The 21,257-nt window shown below is 72.1% G+C and carries 19 protein-coding genes and 1 tRNA gene; 8 read left to right on the forward strand and 12 right to left on the reverse strand.

The features are described from left to right. Window positions 1–2: 2 nt before the first annotated feature. The 6 genes from pknB to ACFV7Q_RS32360 all read right to left on the reverse strand — a co-directional run bounded on the left by pknB (window position 3) and on the right by ACFV7Q_RS32360 (window position 8,097). Window positions 3–2,030, reverse strand: coding sequence for a Stk1 family PASTA domain-containing Ser/Thr kinase (pknB, locus tag ACFV7Q_RS32335; RefSeq protein ID WP_385433973.1), 2,028 nt, complete (start codon window positions 2,028–2,030; stop codon window positions 3–5). Between the two features lie 222 nt (window positions 2,031–2,252). Further along, window positions 2,253–3,719: a peptidoglycan D,D-transpeptidase FtsI family protein gene (locus ACFV7Q_RS32340; protein WP_385433975.1), complete on the reverse strand. Its 1,467-nt coding sequence runs from the start codon at window positions 3,717–3,719 to the stop codon at window positions 2,253–2,255. Further along, on the reverse strand, window positions 3,716–5,140 hold the full coding sequence (locus ACFV7Q_RS32345) for an FtsW/RodA/SpoVE family cell cycle protein (protein WP_385433978.1): 1,425 nt from the start codon (window positions 5,138–5,140) through the stop codon (window positions 3,716–3,718). The genes ACFV7Q_RS32340 and ACFV7Q_RS32345 overlap by 4 nt, the downstream gene beginning before the upstream one ends. Before the next feature lie 31 nt (window positions 5,141–5,171). Continuing rightward, window positions 5,172–6,635, reverse strand: a complete 1,464-nt coding sequence (locus tag ACFV7Q_RS32350) for a PP2C family protein-serine/threonine phosphatase (protein ID WP_385433980.1) — start codon at window positions 6,633–6,635, stop codon at window positions 5,172–5,174. A gap of 144 nt (window positions 6,636–6,779) precedes the next feature. After that, on the reverse strand, window positions 6,780–7,277 hold the full coding sequence (locus ACFV7Q_RS32355) for an FHA domain-containing protein (RefSeq protein ID WP_360621304.1): 498 nt from the start codon (window positions 7,275–7,277) through the stop codon (window positions 6,780–6,782). 10 nt (window positions 7,278–7,287) lie between these two features. Further along, complete coding sequence (locus tag ACFV7Q_RS32360; RefSeq protein WP_385433982.1) at window positions 7,288–8,097, reverse strand: FhaA domain-containing protein; 810 nt, start codon at window positions 8,095–8,097, stop codon at window positions 7,288–7,290. 293 nt (window positions 8,098–8,390) lie between these two features. Between ACFV7Q_RS32360 and ACFV7Q_RS32365 the strand changes: the two genes are divergently transcribed. The 6 genes from ACFV7Q_RS32365 to ACFV7Q_RS32390 all read left to right on the forward strand — a co-directional run bounded on the left by ACFV7Q_RS32365 (window position 8,391) and on the right by ACFV7Q_RS32390 (window position 13,955). Further along, window positions 8,391–8,473, forward strand: a tRNA-Leu gene (locus ACFV7Q_RS32365). Window positions 8,474–8,656: 183 nt separating this feature from the next. After that, a complete protein-coding gene (locus tag ACFV7Q_RS32370) occupies window positions 8,657–10,327 on the forward strand; it encodes a sensor histidine kinase (RefSeq protein ID WP_385434005.1) in 1,671 nt (556 codons plus the stop codon). A gap of 10 nt (window positions 10,328–10,337) precedes the next feature. After that, window positions 10,338–10,997, forward strand: a complete 660-nt coding sequence (locus ACFV7Q_RS32375; protein WP_385433984.1) for a response regulator — start codon at window positions 10,338–10,340, stop codon at window positions 10,995–10,997. A 104-nt stretch (window positions 10,998–11,101) separates the two neighbouring features. Continuing rightward, the gene (locus ACFV7Q_RS32380; protein ID WP_385434007.1) at window positions 11,102–12,550 is read left to right on the forward strand and encodes a DUF2252 domain-containing protein; all 1,449 of its coding nucleotides are present in this window, start codon (window positions 11,102–11,104) and stop codon (window positions 12,548–12,550) included. 105 nt (window positions 12,551–12,655) lie between these two features. Then, window positions 12,656–13,555: a J domain-containing protein gene (locus tag ACFV7Q_RS32385; RefSeq protein WP_385433986.1), complete on the forward strand. Its 900-nt coding sequence runs from the start codon at window positions 12,656–12,658 to the stop codon at window positions 13,553–13,555. Between the two features lie 55 nt (window positions 13,556–13,610). Then, on the forward strand, window positions 13,611–13,955 hold the full coding sequence (locus tag ACFV7Q_RS32390) for a rhodanese-like domain-containing protein (protein WP_385433988.1): 345 nt from the start codon (window positions 13,611–13,613) through the stop codon (window positions 13,953–13,955). 43 nt (window positions 13,956–13,998) lie between these two features. Here ACFV7Q_RS32390 and ACFV7Q_RS32395 read toward each other — a convergent pair whose 3' ends face one another. The 6 genes from ACFV7Q_RS32395 to paaA form a co-directional block, all read right to left on the reverse strand. Continuing rightward, on the reverse strand, window positions 13,999–15,141 hold the full coding sequence (locus tag ACFV7Q_RS32395) for an acyl-CoA dehydrogenase family protein (protein WP_385433990.1): 1,143 nt from the start codon (window positions 15,139–15,141) through the stop codon (window positions 13,999–14,001). Window positions 15,142–15,309: 168 nt separating this feature from the next. Then, window positions 15,310–16,449 carry a 2Fe-2S iron-sulfur cluster-binding protein gene (locus tag ACFV7Q_RS32400; RefSeq protein ID WP_385433992.1) on the reverse strand — a complete coding sequence of 380 codons (1,140 nt, stop codon included), beginning with the start codon at window positions 16,447–16,449 and terminating at the stop codon, window positions 15,310–15,312. Beyond that, on the reverse strand, window positions 16,450–16,968 hold the full coding sequence (paaD, locus tag ACFV7Q_RS32405) for a 1,2-phenylacetyl-CoA epoxidase subunit PaaD (RefSeq protein WP_385433994.1): 519 nt from the start codon (window positions 16,966–16,968) through the stop codon (window positions 16,450–16,452). Next, window positions 16,962–17,693 carry a 1,2-phenylacetyl-CoA epoxidase subunit PaaC gene (gene paaC / locus ACFV7Q_RS32410; protein WP_385433996.1) on the reverse strand — a complete coding sequence of 244 codons (732 nt, stop codon included), beginning with the start codon at window positions 17,691–17,693 and terminating at the stop codon, window positions 16,962–16,964. Before paaC ends, paaD begins: the two co-directional genes overlap by 7 nt. Then, window positions 17,690–17,974 (reverse strand): 1,2-phenylacetyl-CoA epoxidase subunit PaaB, encoded by a 285-nt coding sequence (gene paaB / locus ACFV7Q_RS32415; RefSeq protein ID WP_179171857.1) that lies wholly within the window; start codon window positions 17,972–17,974, stop codon window positions 17,690–17,692. The genes paaC and paaB overlap by 4 nt, the downstream gene beginning before the upstream one ends. Then, window positions 17,971–18,984 carry a 1,2-phenylacetyl-CoA epoxidase subunit PaaA gene (gene paaA / locus ACFV7Q_RS32420; protein WP_385433999.1) on the reverse strand — a complete coding sequence of 338 codons (1,014 nt, stop codon included), beginning with the start codon at window positions 18,982–18,984 and terminating at the stop codon, window positions 17,971–17,973. Before paaA ends, paaB begins: the two co-directional genes overlap by 4 nt. A 135-nt stretch (window positions 18,985–19,119) precedes the next feature. Between paaA and ACFV7Q_RS32425 the strand changes: the two genes are divergently transcribed. Together ACFV7Q_RS32425 and ACFV7Q_RS32430 are read left to right on the forward strand one after the other, a co-directional pair. Continuing rightward, window positions 19,120–19,845 carry a DUF5819 family protein gene (locus ACFV7Q_RS32425; RefSeq protein WP_385434001.1) on the forward strand — a complete coding sequence of 242 codons (726 nt, stop codon included), beginning with the start codon at window positions 19,120–19,122 and terminating at the stop codon, window positions 19,843–19,845. Beyond that, complete coding sequence (locus ACFV7Q_RS32430; RefSeq protein ID WP_385434003.1) at window positions 19,830–21,107, forward strand: HTTM domain-containing protein; 1,278 nt, start codon at window positions 19,830–19,832, stop codon at window positions 21,105–21,107. Before ACFV7Q_RS32425 ends, ACFV7Q_RS32430 begins: the two co-directional genes overlap by 16 nt. Window positions 21,108–21,257: the final 150 nt, after the last annotated feature.

A 21,257-nucleotide genomic window follows, 5' to 3' on the forward strand; every position in this document is an offset into this window, starting at 1 on the left:
GGTCAGCGGCCTCCCAGGCCGCCGAAGAAGCCGCCGTTGTTGCCGCCCTGCTGGTTGCCGCCGCCACCGAAGGTGTGCACGTTGACGGCGGTGCCGCCGGGGACGGGGGTGCCCGGGTTCGGCTCGCTCCTCACGACGATCGCGTTGTCGTCCGTGGGGCCCGACAGCACGGTGCCGAAGGTCAGTCCCCGGGCCGCGAGCTCTTGCTTGGCTTGGCCGACGGTCCGTCCTGCGAGGTTCGGGACCTGGGTTTGCTGTGCTCCTTTTGAGATGGACACGTTGACCGTCGTGCCCGGGGCCAGCTGCTCGCCCGGCTGGTACTGCTGCTGGACGATCGTCTTCGGCGGAGAGCCGGGGGAGTCGACCTCGGTGGTGCTGCCCAGCTTCAGCTTGGCGTCGGAGAGCAGCTTGGCGGCCTGCTCCTTGGTCTTGCCGAGGAGGTCCGGCATGGCGGCCTTGGCCGGCTCCTTGGCGACGGTCAGCGTGATCGGCGAGCCCTTCTGGGCCTGGCCGCCGCTCTTGGGGGTCTGGTCCAGGACGGTGCCGGGGGTGCGGTCGGACTCCTGGGTCTTCTTGTCGACCACGAATCCCTTGTCCTTGAGCACCTTCTCCGCCTCCTCGAACTTGATGTTGAGGACGTCGGGGACGGCCACGGTCGGGGCGCCGGCGGAGATCGTCAGCTTGATCGTGGAGCCGTCCTCGGCCCGGGTGTCGGGCGCGGGTTCCTGCTTGCAGACGTTGCCCTTGGGCTGGTTGTCGCAGGGCTCGTCGGCCGTTCTCTCGACCTTGAGGCCCACGTTGTCGGCGTTCTTCTTCGCCTGCTCGAAGGTCTCGCCGATCAGCTTGGGCACGACGGGCCGGTTGTCGGCCTCGGTGCTGAACAGCGAGCGGCCGATGAGGATGGCGCCCACCAGGACGAGGATGCCCGCCGTGACGAGCAGGACCGTGGAGGCCTTGCTCTTCTTCTGGCCCTGGCGGCGGCCGTGGCCCTGGTCGTATCCGCCGGGGCCCTGGTCCCCGTACGCGTAGCCGCCGTCGCCCGGGGGCATCGGCGGGAGCATGGAGGTCTGGCCGGCGTCGGTGGGGCGCAGGGCGGTGGTGGGCTGGTCGTAGCCCTGGTGCCCGTAGCCGTTGCCCGGCTCCGGGTAGCCGTAGCCGGCGGCGCCCATGGTGGCGGTCGCGGCGACGGGCTGGCCCTCCAGGCAGGCCTCGATGTCGGCACGCATCTCGTCGGCCGACTGGTAGCGGTAGTCGGGGTCCTTGACCAGTGCCTTCAGGACGATCGCGTCCATCTCGGGCGTGATCTCGGGGTCGAAGTTCGACGGCGGCTGGGGCTCTTCCCGTACGTGCTGGTAGGCGACGGCCACGGGGGAGTCGCCGATGAACGGCGGGCGGACGCAGAGCAGTTCGTAGAGCAGGCAGCCCGCGGAGTAGAGGTCGGAGCGCGCGTCGACCTGCTCGCCCTTGGCCTGTTCCGGGGAGAGGTACTGGGCGGTGCCGATGACGGCCGCGGTCTGCGTCATGGTCATGCCGGAGTCGCCCATGGCGCGGGCGATGCCGAAGTCCATGACCTTGACCTGGCCGGTCCGGGTCAGCATGACGTTGGCGGGCTTGATGTCGCGGTGGACGATGCCGGCGCGGTGGGAGTACTCCAGGGCCTGGAGGATGCCGATGGTCATCTCCAGGGTGCGCTCGGGCAGCAGCTTGCGGCCGGAGTGCAGCAGTTCGCGCAGGGTGGAGCCGTCGACGTACTCCATCACGATGTACGGGATGGAGATGTTGTCGACGTAGTCCTCGCCGGTGTCGTAGACGGCGACGATCGCCGGGTGGTTGAGCGACGCGGCCGACTGGGCCTCGCGCCGGAACCGGGCCTGGAAGGACGGGTCTCGGGCGAGGTCGGCGCGCAGGGTCTTGACGGCGACGGTACGGCCGAGCCGGGTGTCGTGGGCGAGGTACACCTCGGCCATGCCACCTCGGCCGAGCACGTGGCTCAGCTCGTACCGGCCGCCGAGGCGACGCGGCTCTTCCATAACGTTCCAGCCCTCTCCGTCAGTCCCGACCGCACCCGTGTGTGGTCCGGCGGTGTGCTGTTCGCGCAAAGGCTACCGGCCGATCGTCGGTGATCGGTTCGTGACCACAGCCTGATACCGGACCGGTACCGTACGCTCGGTTCCGGGCGGGATCAGTGCCCCACGTCACTCCGGGCACTTCCTTCACGCCCCGTCCCGTCGTTCCATTGTCCGTGCCGCCCGTCAGCCCTTGCTGTTGAGGACGGCCTGCATGACGGCCTTGGCGACCGGGGCGGCGAGACCGCCACCGCTGATGTCGTCGCGGCTGGCCTCGCTGTCCTCGATGACGACGGCCACGGCGACCGGGGTGGTTCCGTCGGCGGCCTTCGCGTAGGAGATGAACCAGGCGTACGGGCGCTTGGCGTTCTTCTCGCCGTGCTGGGCGGTGCCGGTCTTGCCGCCCACCGTGACGCCCTTGATCTTCGCCTTGTCGCCGGTGCCGTTCTCGACGACGTTGACCATCATCTGCTGGATCTTCTGCGCGTTGGCGGCGGAGAGGGGCCGGCCCATCTCCTGCGGCTCGTGCTTCTCGATGACGTCCAGGTTGGGCGCGGTGAGCTGGTCGACCATGTACGGCTTCATCAGCTTGCCGTCGTTGGCGATCGCGGCGGTGACCATGGCCATCTGGAGCGGGGTGGCCGCGGTGTTGAACTGGCCGATGGCGCTCTGGGCGTTGCCGTCCTTGCCCATGGTCTTGTCGTAGATGCTCGCGAACGCGCGGACCGGGGTGTCGATCTTGTCGTTGTTGAAGCCGAACTTCTGGGCCGTCTCGACCATCTTGTCGCGGGTGACCCGGTCACCGAGCATCGCGAAGACCGAGTTGCAGGAGACCCTCATCGCCTCGTTCAGGCTGGCCTTCTCGCAGCCCTTGGCGTGGTTGACCATCGGGGTCTTCGTGCCGGGCAGGAAGTACGGCTCGGGGGTGTCGGTCGGCGCGTTGATGTCGGTGACGGCGCCGTGCTCCAGGGCCGCGGCCGCGGTGACGACCTTGAAGGTGGAGCCGGGCGGGTAGGTCTCGCGCAGGGCGCGGTTGACGAGCTTCTTGTCCGCGCTGTCCTTGAGCTCGATCCAGTTCTTCTCGTCGGTCTTGGAGTTGCCGGCGAAGCTGGACGGGTCGTACGAGGGCTTGCTGACCAGGGCCAGGATGGCGCCGGTGCGCGGGTCGATGGCCGCGACCGCGCCGGTCTTCTCGCCGAGCGCGTCGAACGCGGCCTTCTGCACGTCCGGCATCAGCGTGGTGACGACGTTGCCGCCGGCCTTCTTCTCGCCGGTGAACATGCCGATGGTCCGGTCGAAGAACAGCCGGTCGTCGTTGCCGGTGAGGATCTTGTCTTCGAGGGATTCGAGCTGCGTGGCGCCGAACGCCTGGGAGGCGTAGCCCGTCACGGGGGCCCACATGGGGCCCTCGTTGTAGAGGCGCTTGTACTTGTAGTCGCTGCCGGGCGTCTCGACGGAGCCGGTGATGGACTGCCCGCCCTTGACGATGATGTTGCCGCGCTGCGTGGCGTACTGGGCGATCTGGACCCGACGGTTCTCCTTGCGGGTGCTCAGTTCCTCGGCCTGGACGTACTGGAGCCAGTTGGTCCGGATCAGCAGGGCGAAGACGAGCAGTCCGCAGAAGATCGAGATGCGGCGCAGGGGCTTGTTCATGACGGGCGGACCACCTGGGTCATCTCGGAGTCGGAGGACGGCGCGGGGGCCGGCGCGGGACGGCGGGCGGTGTCGCTGATCCGGATGAGGATGCCGATCAGTGCCCAGTTGGCGAGGACGGAGGAACCGCCCGACGCCAGGAAGGGCATGGTCATGCCGGTGAGGGGGATGAGGCCCATGACGCCGCCGGCGACGACGAAGATCTGCAGGGAGAAGGCACCGGAGAGCCCGATGGCGAAGAGCTTGCCGAAGGGGTCGCGGGCGGCGAGTGCGGTGCGCACGCCCCGCTCGATGATCAGGCCGTAGAGCAGCAGGAAGGCCATGACGCCGGCGAGGCCGAGCTCCTCGCCGACGGTGGAGAAGATGAAGTCGGAGTTGGCGGCGAAGCCGATGAGGTCCGAGTTGCCCTGGCCCCAGCCGGCGCCGAGGACGCCGCCGGAACCGAAGCTCATGATCGACTGGCCGACCTGCTCGCAGGCGCCGGACTTGGTGTAGCAGCCGAAGGGGTCGAGCCAGGCGTTGACACGGGCCTCGACGTGGCCGGAGAAGGAGGCCACGACCACGGCGCCGCCGACCGACATCAGCAGGCCGATGACGATCCAGCTGGTCCGCTCGGTGGCCACGTACAGCATGATCACGAACATGCCGAAGAACAGCAGCGAGGTGCCCAGGTCGTTCTCGAAGATCAGGATGAGCAGGCTCATCGCCCAGATCGTCAGGATCGGTCCGAGGTCGCGGCCGCGCGGCAGGTAGAGGCCCATGAAGCGGCGGCTGGCCAGGGCGAGGGCGTCGCGCTTCACCATGAGGTAGCCGGCGAAGAAGATCGCGAGGACGATCTTCGCGAACTCGCCGGGCTGGATGGAGAAGCCGCCGACGCTGATCCAGATCTTGGCGCCGAACACGTCCGCGCCCAGGCCGGGGACGACCGGCAGGATCAGGAGGATCAGGGCGCCCGCCATCGAGATGTACGTGAACCGCTGCAGGGTGCGGTGGTCCTTCAGCAGCAGCAGCACGGCCGTGAACAGGGCGATGGCCACGGCCGTGAACATCATCTGCTTCGGCGCGGACTCGGAGAACGTGCCGAAGCTGCGCTTCGCGAGGTTCTGCAGCCGCTCGGACTGGTCGAGCCGCCAGATCAGCACGCAGCCGAGCCCGTTCAGGAGGGTCGCGATCGGCAGCAGCAGCGGGTCGGCGTACTTGGCGTAGCGGCGCACGACGAAGTGGGAGATGCCCGCGAGCACGGCGAGGCCGCCGCCGTAGACGAGGATGCCGGGGGGCAGCTCGCCGTGGATCGCGAGACCCACGTTGGCGTAGGCGAAGATCGAGATGACCACGGCGAACACGAGCAGCATCAGCTCGGTGTTCCGCCTGCTCGGCAGCTCGATCGCGCCGATGGTGGTCGTGTTGGTGACAACGCTCATGGTGTGGCAGGCCCCCTGTGCCCGCGTATGACTACTGCTTCCCGCACAGGCCCACCAGTTGCTGCTCTGCCGCAGTCAGGCTGCCGGGGCCCGGTGTCTGGCTGTTCTGCTCCGCGTTGCGGCGCTCCTCGTCCTTCTTACACGCGGAAACCTGCACGCCGAGTTCATCGATCTTCTGGCGGGCTCCGTCGAGGCTGGTTTCGCTGATGGTCGCCTCGACCTGCTTGCGCTTGAAGGGCGGCAGGTACTTCAGTTCGATGTCGGAGCGGTCGGTCTCCACCTTGGAGAGCTCCAGCGGGCCGAGCTTCTGGCTGATGCCGCGGAAGAGCGCGACGTGGTCGCCCTTGACGCCGACGTAGTACTGGGTCTGCGTCCAGCGGTGGGCGGCGTAGAGCCCGCCCCCGACGACTCCGGCCACGATCAGCAGGATCAGGGTCCGGGTGGTCCACTTGCGCCCTTTGCTGCGGCGCCTGCGGGGGTGGTCGTAGGTGTCGTCGAAGCCGGCGTCGTCGTCGTACGGCTCGGGGTCGCCGAAGCTGCCGTACGTGCCGCCCTGGCCGTGGCTCTGGTCGGGGTAGCCGTAGCCGGGGGCGTCGCCGCTGCCGGGCGGGCCGAAGGCGCCGGCGGGCGGCGGGACCTGGCGGCCCAGGCCCGCGGCGCGGCCCGCGGGGGTCTGCATGGCGCCGCCGTCGAAGAGCTGGTGCTGGTTCTCGGCGACCGCGCCGACGACGACCGGGGTGTCGTTCAGCTGGGCGGCGAGGGTGTCCCCGCTGTCGGTGTCGAGGACGTCGGCGACGATGCAGGTGATGTTGTCCGGGCCGCCGCCGCGCAGGGCGAGCTGGATCAGGGCCTGGACCGTCTCGTGGGGGCCGTGGTAGTCGGCGAGGGTCTCCTCCAGGGTCTGGTGGGAGACGACGCCCGACAGGCCGTCGGAGCAGATCAGGTAGCGGTCGCCGACGCGGACCTCGCGGATGGACAGGTCCGGCTCGACCGTGTCGCCGCTGCCCAGCGCGCGCATCAGCAGGGAGCGCTGCGGGTGGGTGGTGGCTTCCTCTTCGGTGATGCGGCCCTCGTCGACGAGGCGCTGCACCCATGTGTGGTCCTGGGTGATCTGTGTCAGGACCCCGTCGCGCAGCAGGTAGGCGCGGGAGTCGCCGACGTGCACCAGGCCGAGGCGCTGGCCCGTCCACAGCAGGGCGGTCAGGGTGGTGCCCATGCCTTCGAGCTGGGCGTCCTCCTCGACCATGACGCGCAGCTGCTCGTTGGCGCGCTGCACGGCCGTGCCGAGCGAGGTCAGGATGTCGGAGCCCGGGACGTCGTCGTCGAGCTGCACGAGCGAGGAGATCACCTCGGAGCTGGCGACCTCGCCTGCGGCCTGGCCGCCCATGCCGTCGGCGACCGCGAGGAGACGGGGGCCGGCGTAGCCGGAGTCCTCGTTGCCCTCGCGGATCATGCCCTTGTGTGATCCGGCGGCGAACCGCAGGGACAGACTCATGCGCACCTGCCCTGTCGACGCTTCCTCGGGGTACAACCGGTCTCGAGCCACACTGCCCACCCTCCGGTCGGGAGCGCGCTCGGGTCCGCGTCCTGCACGGGACGGACTGCCGCGGCTCGCTCGCTCCGCTCGCTCATTCTCGTACTACTTCCGCAGCTCGATGACGGTCTTGCCGATGCGGATCGGGGCGCCCGGCGGAATGGGCGTCGGGGTGGTCAGCCGGGTCCGGTCGAGGTACGTGCCGTTCGTGGACCCGAGATCCTCGACGATCCACTGGCCGTCCCGGTCGGGGTAGATCCTGGCATGCCGGCTGGAGGCGTAGTCGTCGTCCAGCACGATCGTGGAGTCGTGGGCGCGGCCCAGGGTGATCGTCTGGCCTGCGAGGGCCACCGTGGTGCCCGTCAGCGTGCCCTCCGACACGACCAGCTTCGTCGGCGCCCCACGGCGCTGGCGCTGCTGCGGTGGCGCGGCCGCCTGGCGGCCCGCCTGCTGCGGCGCTCCGCCGCTGCCCCGGCGCGAGCCGCGCTGGGTGACGCGCGTACCGAAGAGGTCGCTGCGGATGACCTGGACGGCCACGATGACGAACAGCCACAGAACGGCCAGGAAACCCAGCCGCATGACCGTCAGGGTCAGCTCTGACATTGCCCCCGCTTCACCCTTCGGCTTGCCGGTAAATGATGGTCGTGCTGCCCACGACGATCCGCGAGCCGTCGCGGAGCGTAGCGCGGGTGGTGTGTTGCCCGTCCACCACGATGCCGTTGGTGGACCCGAGATCCTGGATCGTCGAGGGCGTTCCGGTCCGGATCTCACAGTGCCGGCGGGAGACGCCGGGGTCGTCGATCCGCACGTCGGCCTCGGTGCTCCGGCCGAGTACGAGGGTGGGGCGGGAAATCTGGTGCCGGGTGCCGTTGATCTCGATCCAATGGCGCTTGGCGGCGCCGCCGGGCGGCACGGGGCCCGGTCCGGGCGCGCTCGGCCTGCGGCCCGGAGCGCCCGGGGGCGGCCCGGCGGGCATCGGCGGCGCGGCGACCGGCGGGTAGCCGTAGCCGCCGCCCTGCTGGTTCTGGGGCGGCTGCGGCTGGGAGGTGCTGGCGGCCAGGGTACGGCTGCGGACCCGGTAGAGGCCGGTGTCGAGGTCCTCGGCCTTCTCCAGGTGGACCTTGATCGGTCCCATGAAGCTGTAGCGCTGCTGCTTGGCGTAGTCGCGGACCAGGCCCGCGAGCTCGTCGCCGAGCTGGCCGGAGTACGGGCTGAGGCGCTCGTAGTCACCGGCGCTCAGCTCGACGATGAAGTCGTTGGGGACGACCGTCCGCTCACGGTTCCAGATCGTGGCGTTGTTGTCGCACTCCCGCTGGAGGGCTCCGGCGATCTCGACGGGCTGGACCTCGGACTTGAAGACCTTGGCGAAGGTGCCGTTCACCAGACCTTCGAGTCGCTGCTCGAACCGCTTCAGAACTCCCATGGGGCACCTCCTCCGTCGCTGTCGCCCTGTACTGCTTACTGATCGTATCCACGCGTGGCGGATTCGGGTGGTTCCCCCCGGGTCCCGTCCGGACGAGTGTTGGTCCTCACAAGGGATCGTAGGGGTGCGCAAGGGACAGTGTCCCGCACCGGGAGTGCTGTGCGGGAGGGGCGTTCGGGGCGGGATCGCGGAGCCCGGGGAAAGCGATGTGATTCCACCCCCGGTGACGTGCTACTGTTTCGTTCGTCGCCAGGGGGACGGACCGAAAGGGAAGAACCACTGGGACGCTGCTCGGGCGAGTGGCGGAACGGCAGACGCGCTGGCTTCAGGTGCCAGTGTCCTTCGGGACGTGGGGGTTCAAATCCCCCCTCGCCCACAGATGGAACCCCCGCTTCGGAGAAATCCGAGGCGGGGGTTCTTCGTTGTGTAGGAGCCGGATCCGACGCCGGACCAACTTCCTTGCCGTGCCGACGACTTTCGTCGGCGGGGCCGCGACGAAAGGCGGCATCGCCGCCGTGGCCGGAATGTCTAGGGTCGTCGCGTGGATGCGACGGCGAAGATGCGAGCGGGCTGGAACTGGCTGCGGGGGCCCGAGCCGTGGACCCGGCGGATGCTCGCCGGCGATCTGGCGATTGCGGTAATCGTCACTCTGCTCGGGCTCGGCATCGAGGAGCTGGACAGCGGCACGCCGGTGCGGATGGTGGCCGGTGGCGCGGCCGTCTTCGCCCTGGTGCTGCTGCGGCGCCGGCTGCCGGCCGCGACCCTCGTCGTCAATGCGGCGGTGGCCCCTTTCCTGCCCGGCACGGTGCTGGCCACGTTCCCGCTGGGCTGGTCCGCGGGCCGCCGCATCGTCGGGGTCGGGCGCGCTCTGACCGCCTTCACCCTGGCCTTCCTGGCCTCGGTCGGCTTCAACATGGTCGAGCAGTGGTTGCAGATGCAGCCCCTGCTGGTGGTCGTGTTCACCACGTTCATGTTCCTCGTCACCACCGCGATGCCCGGCCTGGCCAGCCGGTACTGGTCGCAGCGCCGGACCCTGCTGCGGGCGCTCCAGGAGCGCAACGGGCAGTTGATGCGGGAGCGGGCCATGGTCGCCGGGCAGGCCCGGCTGCGGGAGCGGCAGCGGATCGCCCAGGACATGCACGACAGCCTGGGCCACCAGCTGGCGCTGATCGCCGTCCACACCGGTGCGCTGGAGGTGGACCCCGAGCTCACCGACCGCCAGCGCGAGGCCGTGGGCGTGCTGCGGCAGGCCTCGGTGGCGGCCATGCACGAGCTGCGCGAGGTCGTCGGGATCCTGCGCGACGGGGTGGAGGCCGCGGCCCCCGTGGAGGACGCGCAGCCCGCGGCCCGCGGTGTCGCCGGCATCGCGGCGATCGTCGAGGCGGCGCGGGCCGCGGGGACCGACGTACGGCTGCTGGCCGCGCAGGGGCGGCCGAGGCCGCTGGCGGCGGCCTGCGACCACGCGGCGTACCGGATCGTGCAGGAGGCGCTGACGAACGCCTACAAGCACGCCCCCGGTGCTCCCATCACGGTCGAGCTGCGGTACGAGGACGACTCGCTGGTCGTGGAGATCGCCAACGGCCCCGCTCCGGCACTGGTGCCCGCCGGCGAGGTGGTCTCGGGCGGACAGGGCTTGACCGGGCTGCGGGAGCGGGCGCGCCTCGTCGGCGGGATGGTCCACGCGGGCGGCACCGAGGACGGCGGGTTCCGGGTGGCCGGCGTGCTGCCGTACGGGGCGGAGCCGGCCGGGGCCGAGGACGTCGCCGACGACTTCGGGCAGCAGGCCCAGGCGCTGGCCGCGGCGGCCGCCGGCCCGCCGATGGACTGGGCCGCCGTGGACCGGGAGCTGGCCGTGCGCAGGCGCAGCCGGACCGGCGGCATAGCCCTGGGCTGCGGTATCGCGTTCGCGGCGCTCGTGGCGTTCGTGATCGTGATCGGGGCGTTCGTGACGCTGCTGGTGGGCTCGGTGACCAAGGCGATGATCAGCCCGGAGGAGTACGAACGGATCCAGGTCGGCGAGAGCGAGCAGGCGGTGCGCGACCGGCTGCCCACGGGGGAGAGCTTCCTGACCGAGGGCCTGGACCGCAAGGGCCCGCAGAAGCCCGCCGGTTCGACGTGCGCGGCCTGGCTGTCCTCGGCGGACGGCGAACTCGACGACGATACGGTTTTCCGGTTCTGCTTCAAGGACGGCAAGCTCGTCGACAAGCAGTCGTACGAGGTCAAGCAGTAGGAGCGCGCGGGTGACAGCCAAGGTGATCCGAGTGGTGATCGCTGACGACGAGCCGCTGATCCGGGCCGGGATCAGGATGATCCTGACCTCGGCGCCGGACGTCGAGGTCGTCGCCGAGGCGGCGAACGGCAGGGAGGCCGTGGAGCTGGCCCGCTCGCACGCCCCGGACGTGGTGCTCCTCGACATCCAGATGCCCGTGATGGACGGCCTGACCGCGCTCGGGGAGCTGGGCCGGGCCGTGCCGGAGGTGCGGGCGCTGGTCCTGACGACGTTCGGGGAGAAGGAGAACGTGCTGCGGGCGCTCGGCCAGGGCAGCGCCGGCTTCCTGCTCAAGGACTCGGCGCCGGGCGAGCTGATCGGCGCGGTCCGGGCGGCCGCGGCCGGCGACGCGTACCTCTCGCCGGGGGCGACCCGCCATGTCGTCGACCAGCTGGCGTCGGGCCGGGCGGTGGCGCGCAGCGAGGAGGCCCGGCGGCGGATCGCCGAGCTGAGCGAGCGCGAGCGCGGGGTGCTGGCCCTGCTGGGCGAAGGGTTGTCCAACGCGGACGCGGGCCGCCGGCTGCACATGAGCGAGGCGACGGTGAAGACGTACGTGAGCCGGATCCTCGCGAAGCTGGGCTGCGAGAACCGCGTGCAGGCGGCCCTGCTGGCCAGGGACGCCGGGCTCTAGATACGGTCGGCCCCGGAACGACGGGCGAGTCGGGCCCGGAACGACGGAACAACGGAACGACGCCGGCAGGCCCGGCGGTCACGGGCGGGGGCGGCAGCATGGCGATGGCGGAACGGCGCGCGGCGTACGCGGCGGGCTCGGCGGGCACCACAGGCACGGCGGACTGCGAAGGGCGGCTGCCGGACGTCCCGGGGTTCGCGCCGCGGACGGAGGACGGCTCGCCCAAGGAGGCCGGCAGGGCGCTGCGCACCCGGGTGCCGCGCTCGGCGCACGCCCGCTTCGAGGCGCCCGCCGGGCGGCCGGACGCGGTGCGCGCGGTGGAGGAGTCCAACGTCGGGCGGGTGTCCGCGCTGACGCCGATACGGGTGGGCCGGATGTCCGCCAACCCCTTCGCGTTCCTGCGCGGGGCCGCCGGACTGATGGCCCACGACCTGTCCGCCGGCCCCGTGACCGGCATCGGGGCGCAGATCTGCGGTGACGCGCACGCCGCGAACTTCGGCCTGTACGGAGACGCCCGCGGCCGGCTCGTCATGGACCTGAACGACTTCGACGAGACCGTCTACGGGCCCTGGGAGTGGGACCTGAAGCGGCTGGCGACCTCGCTGATCCTGGCCGGACGGGTGGCGGGCACCGACGAGGACACCTGCCGGGCCGCCGCCCTCGACGCCGTCGGCACCTACCGCCGCACCATGCGGCTGCTGGCCAAGCTGCCGGCGATGGACGCCTGGAACGCGATCGCGGACGAGAAGCTCGTCACGCACGCCGACGCCCGCGACATGCTCGGCATCCTCCAGCGCGTCGTGGACAAGGCCCGCAGCAACACCTCGGCGCGGTTCGCCGCCAAGTCGACCGAGCCCTGCCCGGACAGCGGGCGGCGCTTCGTGGACGCCCTGCCGGTGCTGCGCCGGGTCGGGGATGCGGAGGCGGCGGTCGTGGCGGCCTCCCTGGGCCCGTACCTGCAGACCCTGCAGGGGGACCGGCTGCCGCTGCTGGCCCGGTACGCGATCCACGACGTCGCCTTCCGCGTGGTCGGCACGGGCAGCGTCGGAACCCGCTCGTACGTGGTGCTGCTGCTGGACCACCGGGGCGAGCCGCTCGTGCTGCAGGTCAAGGAGGCGCGGCCGTCGGTGCTGCTGCCCCACCTGCCCGCCGTGGGCTTCGAGGCCCGGGCCGAGGAGCACGAGGGCCGCCGCGTGGTGGCCGGGCAGAAGCGCATGCAGGTCGTCTCGGACATCCTGCTGGGGTGGACCACGGTCGAGGGTCGTCCCTACCAGGTCCGCCAGTTCCGCAACCGCAAGGGCAGCGTGGACCCGGCGGCGCTCTCCGCGGACCAGCTCGACGACTACGGTCGGATGACCGGGGCCCTGCTGGCCCGGGCGCACGCGCACAGCGCCGACCCGCGGCTGCTGGCCGGGTACTGCGGCAAGAACGAGGAGCTGGACGAGGCGTTCGCCGCTTTCGCGGTGGCCTACGCCGACCGCACGGAGGCCGACCACGCGGACCTGGTGGCGGCGGTGAAGGCGGGCCGGATCGCCGCGGAGGCCGGGGTCTGAGCCGCCGGCCGCGGCCCGGGGGCGGTGCTCTTCCCCGGCCCGGCCGCCTCCGGTCGTGTCCCGGCCGAAACCCCGGCCCGGCCGGACCGGGCTTAGGGTGGCCGGGTGAGCGAGCAGCAGAGTGAAGAGACCGCCGCCTCCGCGACCTCCGGCGCTTCCGGTACGGCCTCCGGTCAGGCCCCTGGTCCGGCTTCCGGGCAGGCCTCCGGTCCGGCTTCCGGCGACGAGCGGCCCGAGGCCCGCCTGGAGCGGGCCGTACGGGCCGCCGAGCAGGCGCTGATCGAGTTCGAGATCGCGGTGGAGACCTTCCGCGTGGAGGTCGAGAACTTCTCCCGGCTGCACCACCAGAAGCTCGGCCCGATGTACGCGCGGCTCGACGAGCTGGACGCGCTGATCGCCGAGGCGAAGGCGGAGCGCACCGGCGACGCCGAGGACCTGCGGCTGGCCCGCGAGGCCCGCTCGCTGGTGTTGCCGATGCCCGGGGTGGACGAACTGTTCCACGACTGGATGGGCTCCGACGGGATCTCCGACGACGCGGGCGCGATGCTCACCGACCGCCCGGTGCGGCCGCCGCAGCGGGTGCGGCCCACCGAGGAGGTCAAGCGCCTGTACCGGGAGCTGGTGCGGCAGGCCCACCCGGACCTCGCCCAGGACGAGGCCGAGCGGCAGCGGCGCGACGCGTTCATCGCCCGGGTCAATGCCGCGTACGGGCGCGGCGAGGAGCAGCTGCTGCGCGAACTGGCCGAGGAGTGGGCTGCCGGCCCGGCGGCGGAGGGCGAGCAGCGGCTCAGCGAGAGCGAGGAGCTGTACGCCCGGCTGGAGTGGCTGGCCCAGCGCAAGGAGCTGCTCACGGTGGTGGCGCGCGAGCTGGAGGACAGCGCGATCGGGGCGATGCTGCGGATGGCCCCGCAGGACCCGGACGGGCTGCTGGACGAGATCGCCGAGCAGCTGCTGGCCCAGGTGTCCGAGAAGGAGGCCCAGCTCGCCGCCCTGGTCGCGGGGTGAGCCGGCTGGGCTCGGATAAGTTGGAGGTCCGACCTGTGACGAGAGAAGGCGACGTATGAACTTCGGACCGCTTCCCTCGGTGGACGCCGCCGCGGTGCCCTCCGAAGGCTTTGTGCTGGACGTCCGCGAGGACGACGAGTGGGCCGCCGGACATGTGGAGGGTGCTCTGCACATCCCGATGAGCGCCTTCGCGGCCCGCTTCGGCGAGCTGACGGAGGCCGTCGAGGACGGCCGCCGGGTGCACGTGGTGTGCCGCGTCGGCGGACGCTCCGCGCAGGTCACGCAGTACCTGGTGCGCCAGGGCATCGACGCCGTGAACGTCGACGGCGGGATGCAGGCCTGGGACGGGGCCGGGCGTCCGATGGTGACCGACAACGGCAGCCCGGCCTTCGTGCTGTAGGGCGATCGGGGCCGCGCGCCGGCCCGTGTGCCGGCGCGGCGCGTCAGGCGAGCGCGTGGGCGGCCAGCAGGTCGCCCAGTGCCTCCTCGTGCGCGGCGGCCGGGCCGAGCTGGAGTTCCAGCTGCTTGGCCCACGCGTGGTAGCGGTGCAGCGGGTAGTCGGTGTCGGCGCCGAAGCCGCCGTGCAGGTGCTGCGCCGTCTGCACGATCCGGCGCACGCCCTCCGAGGCCCAGATCTTGGCGACGGCGATGTCCCCGGCGGGCGGCAGCGGGCCGCCGGCCCCGCCGGTCGCCGCGTCGATCCGCCAGGCCGCCTGCCACAGGGTGGCCTCCATGGCGCGCAGGTCGATGTAGCGGTCCGCGGCCTGCACGGCGACCGCCTGGAAGGTGGCCACGGGGAAGCCGAACTGCTCGCGCTTGCCGGTGTATTCGCCGGTCATGGCGAGCACGGCCGTACCGAGGCCGAGTGCGAGGGCGCAGGTGCCGACGGTGAGGAGCCGGTGCAGCCGCTCCCAGGCCCCCGGGGCGGCGATCAGGTGGGCCGCGGGCACCCGGACCCCGTCAAAGGAGAGTTCGGCGAGCAGCTCCCCGCTGGTGGAGTACTGGTCGGCCAGGGCGAGGCCCTCGGCGCCGCGCGGGACGAGCGCGAGGACGGCCTCGCCCCGGCCGGTGTGGGCCGGTACGGCGGTCCAATCCGCGCCGTGCGCCCAGGGAACGGCGGTCTGTACCCCGTCGAGGATCCAGCCGGGGCCCTCGCGGCGGGCGCCGACGGCGAGTTCGGCGGGGTCGTGGCCGCTGCGTCCGTGGGCAGCGGCGGTGAGGACGAGCGCCCCGCTCCCTGCGCCGGGCAGTAGGGCGCGGGCGAGTTCGGGGCTGCCGTGGGCCTGGACGACGGCGGCGGTGGCGCAATGCTCCAGCAGCGGCACCCGGGCCAGCCGCTTCCCCGCCTCGCGCAGCACCAGGCACAGGGCGATGGCCTCGAGGCCGGCGCCCCCGTACTCCTCGGCCAGGACCAGGCCGGTCAGGTCGGACGAGGCGAGCCGGGCCCACAGCGGCCGGTCGAAGTCCTCGGCGACGGCTCCCGGGGTCAGGGCGGGGCTGGGCACGCCGTCGGGGGCGACCCCGGCGAAGACGGCCCTCGCCGCCTCGGCGGCGGCCTGCTGCTCCTCGGTGAAGGTGAAGTCCACTGCCCGTCCTCCCGCGCACGCATGCCGGTAACCCGCCCACCTAGATCTGACGGAGCGTCAAGATAGAACAGGTTGCGGGAATTGGACAGGCCTGTGACGGCAGCCCCGCACGGGGGCCGCCGCCACAGGTCCAGCGGCCGGAGCCGACCTCAGCGGCCGGAGCCGACCTCAGCGGTCGAAGTCGATCTCCACTTCCTCGGTCACCGCGTGGGACTGGCAGGCCAGCACGAATCCGGCGTCCGTCTCCTCCGCCTCCAGCGCGAAGTTCCGGTCCATCCGGACCTCGCCCTTGACCACGAAGGCGCGGCAGGTGCCGCACACCCCGCCCTTGCAGGCGTACGGGGCGTCCGCGCGGTTGCGCAGCACTGTGTCCAGCAGGGATTCCCCGCCCTGGATCGGCCAGGTGCCCGAGCGGCCGTCGAGGCGGGCGGTCACCCTGCCGTCTGCGGGCGCCGCGGCCACGGCGGGGGCCGGTGCGGCGGTGTCCTCGACGTGGAAGACCTCCTCGTGGACCCGGCCGCGCCCGACGCCGAGCGCTCCCAGGGCCCGCTCCGCGGAGACGACCAGCCCGTAGGGCCCGCACAGGTACCAGCCGGTCACGTCGGCGACGGGGAGCAGCGCGGGCAGCAGGCCCTTCAGGCGCTCCTCGTCCAGCCGCCCGGACGGCAGCCCCGCCTCCTGCTCCTCCCGGGACAGCACCGTGACCAGCTGGAACCGGTCCGGGTAGCGGTCCTTGAGGTCGGCTACCTCTTCCAGGAACATCGTCGAGGCCTGCGTGCGGTCGGTGCGCACCAGGCAGAACCGGGCGTCGGGCCGCGCCGCCAGCAGCGTCGCCGCGATCGACAGCACCGGGGTGATGCCGCTGCCGCCGACGATCGCCGCGTAGTGCCCGCCCACGGGCGCGGCGGCGGGGTCGAGGACGAAGCGGCCGGCCGGGACCATCACGTCCAGCACGTCCCCGGCGGCGACCTCCTTGTGTGCGAACGTGGAGAACTCGCCGCCCTCCACGAGCCGAACGCCGACCTGGAGCCGCTCCGGGCCGGGGCCGGCGGGATCGGGCGCGGGGGAGCAGATCGAGTAGGTGCGGCGGATCTCCGCGCCCTCGGGGTTCGTACGGCGCAGGGTGAGGTGCTGGCCGGCGGCGTGCCGGTAGTCGGCGCGCAGCTCGTCGGGGACCGCGAGTGTCAGCGCCACGGAGTCGTCGGTGAGCCGGTCGACCGCCGACACCGTCAGCCTGTTGAAGGCGCCGTGGCGCGGGGGACGCGCGGAGCCCGGCGCCGGCGCGGGCGACGGCGTGGACGCGGCCATCTACAGCTCCTTGAAGTGGTCGAACGGTTCACGGCACGCGGTGCAGCGGCGCAGCGCCTTGCACGCGGTGGACGAGAACCTGCTGAGCAGCTCGGTCTCGGTGGACCCGCAGTGCGGGCAGCGGACCGACAGGGCGACGGGGACCGGCCCGCCCGCCGCGTGCGGACGCGGCGGCGCGATGCCGAACTCGGCGAGCTTGCGCCGGCCTTCGGCGCTGATGTCGTCGGTCGACCAGGCGGGCGACAGGACGGTGCGCACCCGGACGTCGCGTATGCCGTGGCCGGTGAGGGCCCGCTCGATGTCGGCGGACATGGCCTCGATGGCGGGGCATCCGGTGTACGTGGGGGTGAGGGCGACCTCGGCGTGCCCGTCCTCGTGCATCCGCACGCCGCGTACGACACCCAGCTCGGCCAGGGTGAGCACGGGCAGCTCGGGGTCGGGGACGGAGCCGGCCAACTCGGTCAGCTCCGCCTCCAGGCGGCTCAGGGCCTCGGGGGCGGCCTGCGCGTGGGTCACCATGTCGCCCCCGGGTGGCTGCGGTGCAGGTGCTGCATCTCGGCCAGCATCTTGCCGAAGGGCTCGGTGTGCAGGCCCTGCCGGCCGGCCCCGGCGGCCCAGGCGCCGGTGCGCGGGCCCTCGGGCACGGAGAGCCCGGCCCGTTCCAGTACGTCGCCCAGCGCGGCCGTCCAGCGGTCCTCCAGCGCGGTCCAGTCGACCCCGTCGAGGCCCTCCACCGGCTGGAACAGCTCACCGGTGTACTTCCACAGCGCGTCCAGGCCGGCCCGCATGCGCCGGCGGCTCTCCTCGGTGCCGTCGCCGAGCCGCAGCGTCCACTGCTCGGCGTGGTCGCGGTGGTACGCGGTCTCCTTGACGGCCTTCGCGGCCAGGCCGGCGAACGGCCCGTCACCGGCGGCGAGCTGCGTGTGCAGCTCGTGCTGGTACAGGGAGAAGTACAGCTGGCGGGCGATGGTGTGGGCGAAGTCGCCGCCCGGCTGCTCCACGAGCTGGACGTTGCGGAAGGACCGCTCCTCGCGGAGGAACGCCAGCTCGTCCTCGTCGCCGACCATCGACAGCAGCACGCGGGCCTGGCCGAGCAGGTCGAGCGCGATGTTGGCGAGGGCGACCTCCTCCTCCAGGACGGGGGCGTGGCCGGCCCACTCGCCCAGGCGGTGGGAGAGGACCAGGGCGTCGTCCCCGAGCGCGAGGGCGGCCGAGGCCGGCACGGTGGTGTCGGTGCCGGTCACAGGTGGCTCACCCCTTCGGGGATGTCGTAGAAGGTCGGGTGCCGGTACGGCTTGTCGGCAGCCGGGGCGAAGAACGGGTCCCGCTCGTCAGGGGAGGACGCGGTGATCTCGGCGGAGGGCACCACCCAGATGGAGACGCCCTCGCTGCGCCGCGTGTAGAGGTCGCGGGCGTTGCGCAGGGCCATCTCCGCGTCGGGCGCGTGCAGGCTGCCCGCGTGTGTGTGCGAGAGGCCGCGCCGCGAACGCACGAACACCTCCCACAGCGGCCAGTTCTGCGTCATACCCCTGCCTCCTCGTTCGTTGCCGCGGCGGCCGGTGCCGCCGTGTGCTTGGCGGCGTACGCCGCGGCAGCCTCCCGGACCCACGCGCCTTCCTCGTGGGCCCGGCGGCGCTGCCCGAGCCGCTGTTCGTTGCACGGGCCGTTGCCCTTGAGCACGTCCCAGAACTCGGCCCAGTCGATCGCGCCGAAGTCGTAGTGCCCGCGCTCCTCGTTCCACTTCAGGTCCGGGTCGGGCAGGGTCAGGCCCAGCGTCTCGGCCTGCGGAACGGCGATGTCCACGAAGCGCTGGCGCAGCTCGTCGTTGGAGTGCCGCTTGATCCGCCACGCCATCGACTGCGCCGAGTGCGCGGACTCGGCGTCCGGCGGGCCGAACATCATCAGGGAGGGCCACCACCAGCGGTCCACCGCGTCCTGCGCCATCGCGTGCTGCTCCGCAGTGCCCTGGGAGAGGGCGAGGAGGAGCTCGAAGCCCTGGCGCTGGTGGAAGGACTCCTCCTTGCAGATCCGGACCATGGCGCGGGCGTACGGCCCGTAGGAGCAGCGACACAGCGGCACCTGGTTGGTGATCGCCGCGCCGTCCACGAGCCAGCCGATCGCGCCGACGTCGGCCCAGGTCAGCGTCGGGTAGTTGAAGATCGACGAGTACTTCTGCTTCCCCGCGTGGAGCTTGTCGAGCAGTTCGTCGCGGCTCGTGCCGAGGGTCTCGGCGGCGCTGTACAGGTACAGCCCGTGGCCGGCCTCGTCCTGCACCTTCGCCATGAGGATCGCCTTGCGGCGCAGCGAGGGCGCGCGGGTGATCCAGTTGGCCTCCGGCTGCATCCCGATGATCTCGGAGTGGGCGTGCTGGGCCATCTGGCGCACGAGCGTCGAGCGGTACTCGTCGGGCATCCAGTCACGCGGCTCGACGCGGTCGTCAGCCGCCACTGCGGCGTCGAAGGCCGCTGCGAGCTGTGCCGCGAGGCCGGCTTCCAGCCCCGCGTCCTGCCCCGATTCCGGGGTCACTGCCACCATCCCGGCCCCCTGCCAGAGTCTGTTGTCCGCCCGACCGACCGATCGTTCGGTTCGTTCTCTTCAATGGTGAGACGGCGGCCCGTAGGGTGTCAACCTCTGTGGTCAACCCTGTGGACGCCGAACGATCGGGACGCGATGGAATCGAACGAGCGCGAGACCGCGGAAGCGGACGATCCGCCCGGCCGCCCGCCGGCCGTCCCCGAGGTCGTGGCGCAGGTCGTCCCGTCGGCCGTCGCGCCGGTCCCCCCACCGGGGATCGCGGGGCTGTCCGCCCCCTACCGGGCCGTCGCGGCCCTGGTCCTCGCGGCAACCGGCCTCGCCGCCTGCACGCACCTGGCCCTGGTCTTCCTGCACGTCGCCCCGCCCAACACGCTGAGCAAGCGGCACGCGGCGGTGGTCGACGGCTGGATCTACCCCGAGTTCGAGCAGAACTGGAAGCTCTTCGCCCCCAACCCGCTCCAGCAGAACATCGCCGTCGAGGTCCGCGCGGAGTACCGGACCCCCGGCGGGGAAGTGGTCACCGGGCCGTGGCAGGACCTGTCCGCCCAGGACGGCGCGGCCATCGAGCACAGCCTGCTGCCGAGCCACACCCGGCAGAACGAGCTGCGCCGGGCCTGGGACTTCTTCACCGGCTCCCACGACGAGGACGACGTCCCGAACGGCGAGCGCGGCGAGCTGTCGGAGCAGTACCTGCGGAGGATCGCCCTGGACCGGCTCGGCGGGGCCCGGGCCGGCCGGGAGGGCGAGATCGTACGGATCCAGCTGCGCTCGGCGACGCGTGCGGTGCCCGCACCGGCCTGGAGCGACGAGAAGACCGACACCCAGACGTACTACCGGGAGCTGCCGTGGTGGACGGTCTGAGACGGGCGCGGGCCGGAGCGGCGCGGGCGCTGGCGCGCATCACAGGGGAGGCGCTCGGGCCCCACCAGAGCGCCGTCGTGCGGATCGGCTTCGCCGGGACCTGGCTGTTCTTCCTGCTGCGGGAGTACCCGAACCGGCACGAGCTGTACGGGCCCGACGGCCCCTGGAGCTGGGAGCTGGCCCGGCGGCTGATCGAATCGAACCACGCGTTCACGGTGCTGCTGTGGTCCGACTCGGCGCTGTGGTTCGAGGCCGTCTACCTGGTCTCCGTACTGGCGAGCGCGCTGCTGGTGCTGGGCTGGCGGACCCGGGCCACGTCCGTGGTGTTCATGGTCGGGGTGCTGTCCCTGCAGAACCGCAGCGTGTTCATGGGTGACGGCGGCGACAACGTCATCCACATCATGGCGGTCTACCTGGTGCTCACGCGGTGCGCGCAGGTGTGGTCGCTGGACGCGCGGCGGGCGCGGCTGCGGGGGTCCGCCTCGGCGGGGGCGGCCGGGCCGGTGCTGTGGGGCGTGCTCGGTGTCCTGTTCGTGTACGGGGTCCTGACCGGCCGGTTCGGGCTGGGCTGGACGGCGGCCTTCACGGCGCTGTGGGTGGTCGCCGCGGTGTGGTGGACGGCCGAGCGGAACGCGGGGCTCGCGGCCGTGGAGGGGACCGGCCGGAGCGAGGGGCGGGCCTTCCTGGACGTGCTGGCCAACGTGGTGCACAACGCCGGGATGCTGGTGATCATGGCTGAGGTCTGCCTGATCTACGCGACGGCGGGGTGGTACAAGGTCCAGGGCTCGCGGTGGCAGGACGGGACCGCGCTGTACTACCCCCTAGGGCTGGACTACTTCAGCCCCTGGCCCGAGCTGTCGCAGCTGCTGGCGAGCAGTGGGACGGTGGTGATGTTGTTGACGTACGGGACGGTCGTGCTTCAGGTGGCGTTCCCGTTCACCGTGTTCCACCGGCGGATCAAGAACGTGCTGCTCGGCGTGATGATGCTGGAGCATGCGGGGATCGCGGTGTTGCTGGGACTGCCGTTCTTTTCTTTGGCGATGATCGCCGCCGATGCGGTGTTCCTGCCGACGGGGTTCTTGGTGGCGCTGGGGGCGGCGGTGGCGCGGCTGCGGTGGCCCCGGGGGGCCGGTTCCGACCAGGCCGGTTCCGCCCCGGCCGGCCCGCCGGCGCCGCCTTTGGTCCCGGCGGCCAGGGACGCCCATCGGGATTCCGACCCGGAGCCGGATCCCGACCCCGCTGCGGCTGCCGGGCCGCGGTAGTCACCGCTGCGCGGAGCATCTCCCCGCCCCACCCTTCCTCCGTTCACCGGGCTCTGCCCGGACCCGCGCCTCAATCGCCGGCGGGGCTGGCTTCGGGCTGGGCCCGGACCCGCGCCTCAATCGCCGGCGGGGCTGGCTTCGGGCTGGGCC

Source organism: Streptomyces sp. NPDC059851, from assembly GCF_042732005.1.
In the GTDB taxonomy this organism is placed as follows: domain Bacteria; phylum Actinomycetota; class Actinomycetes; order Streptomycetales; family Streptomycetaceae; genus Streptomyces.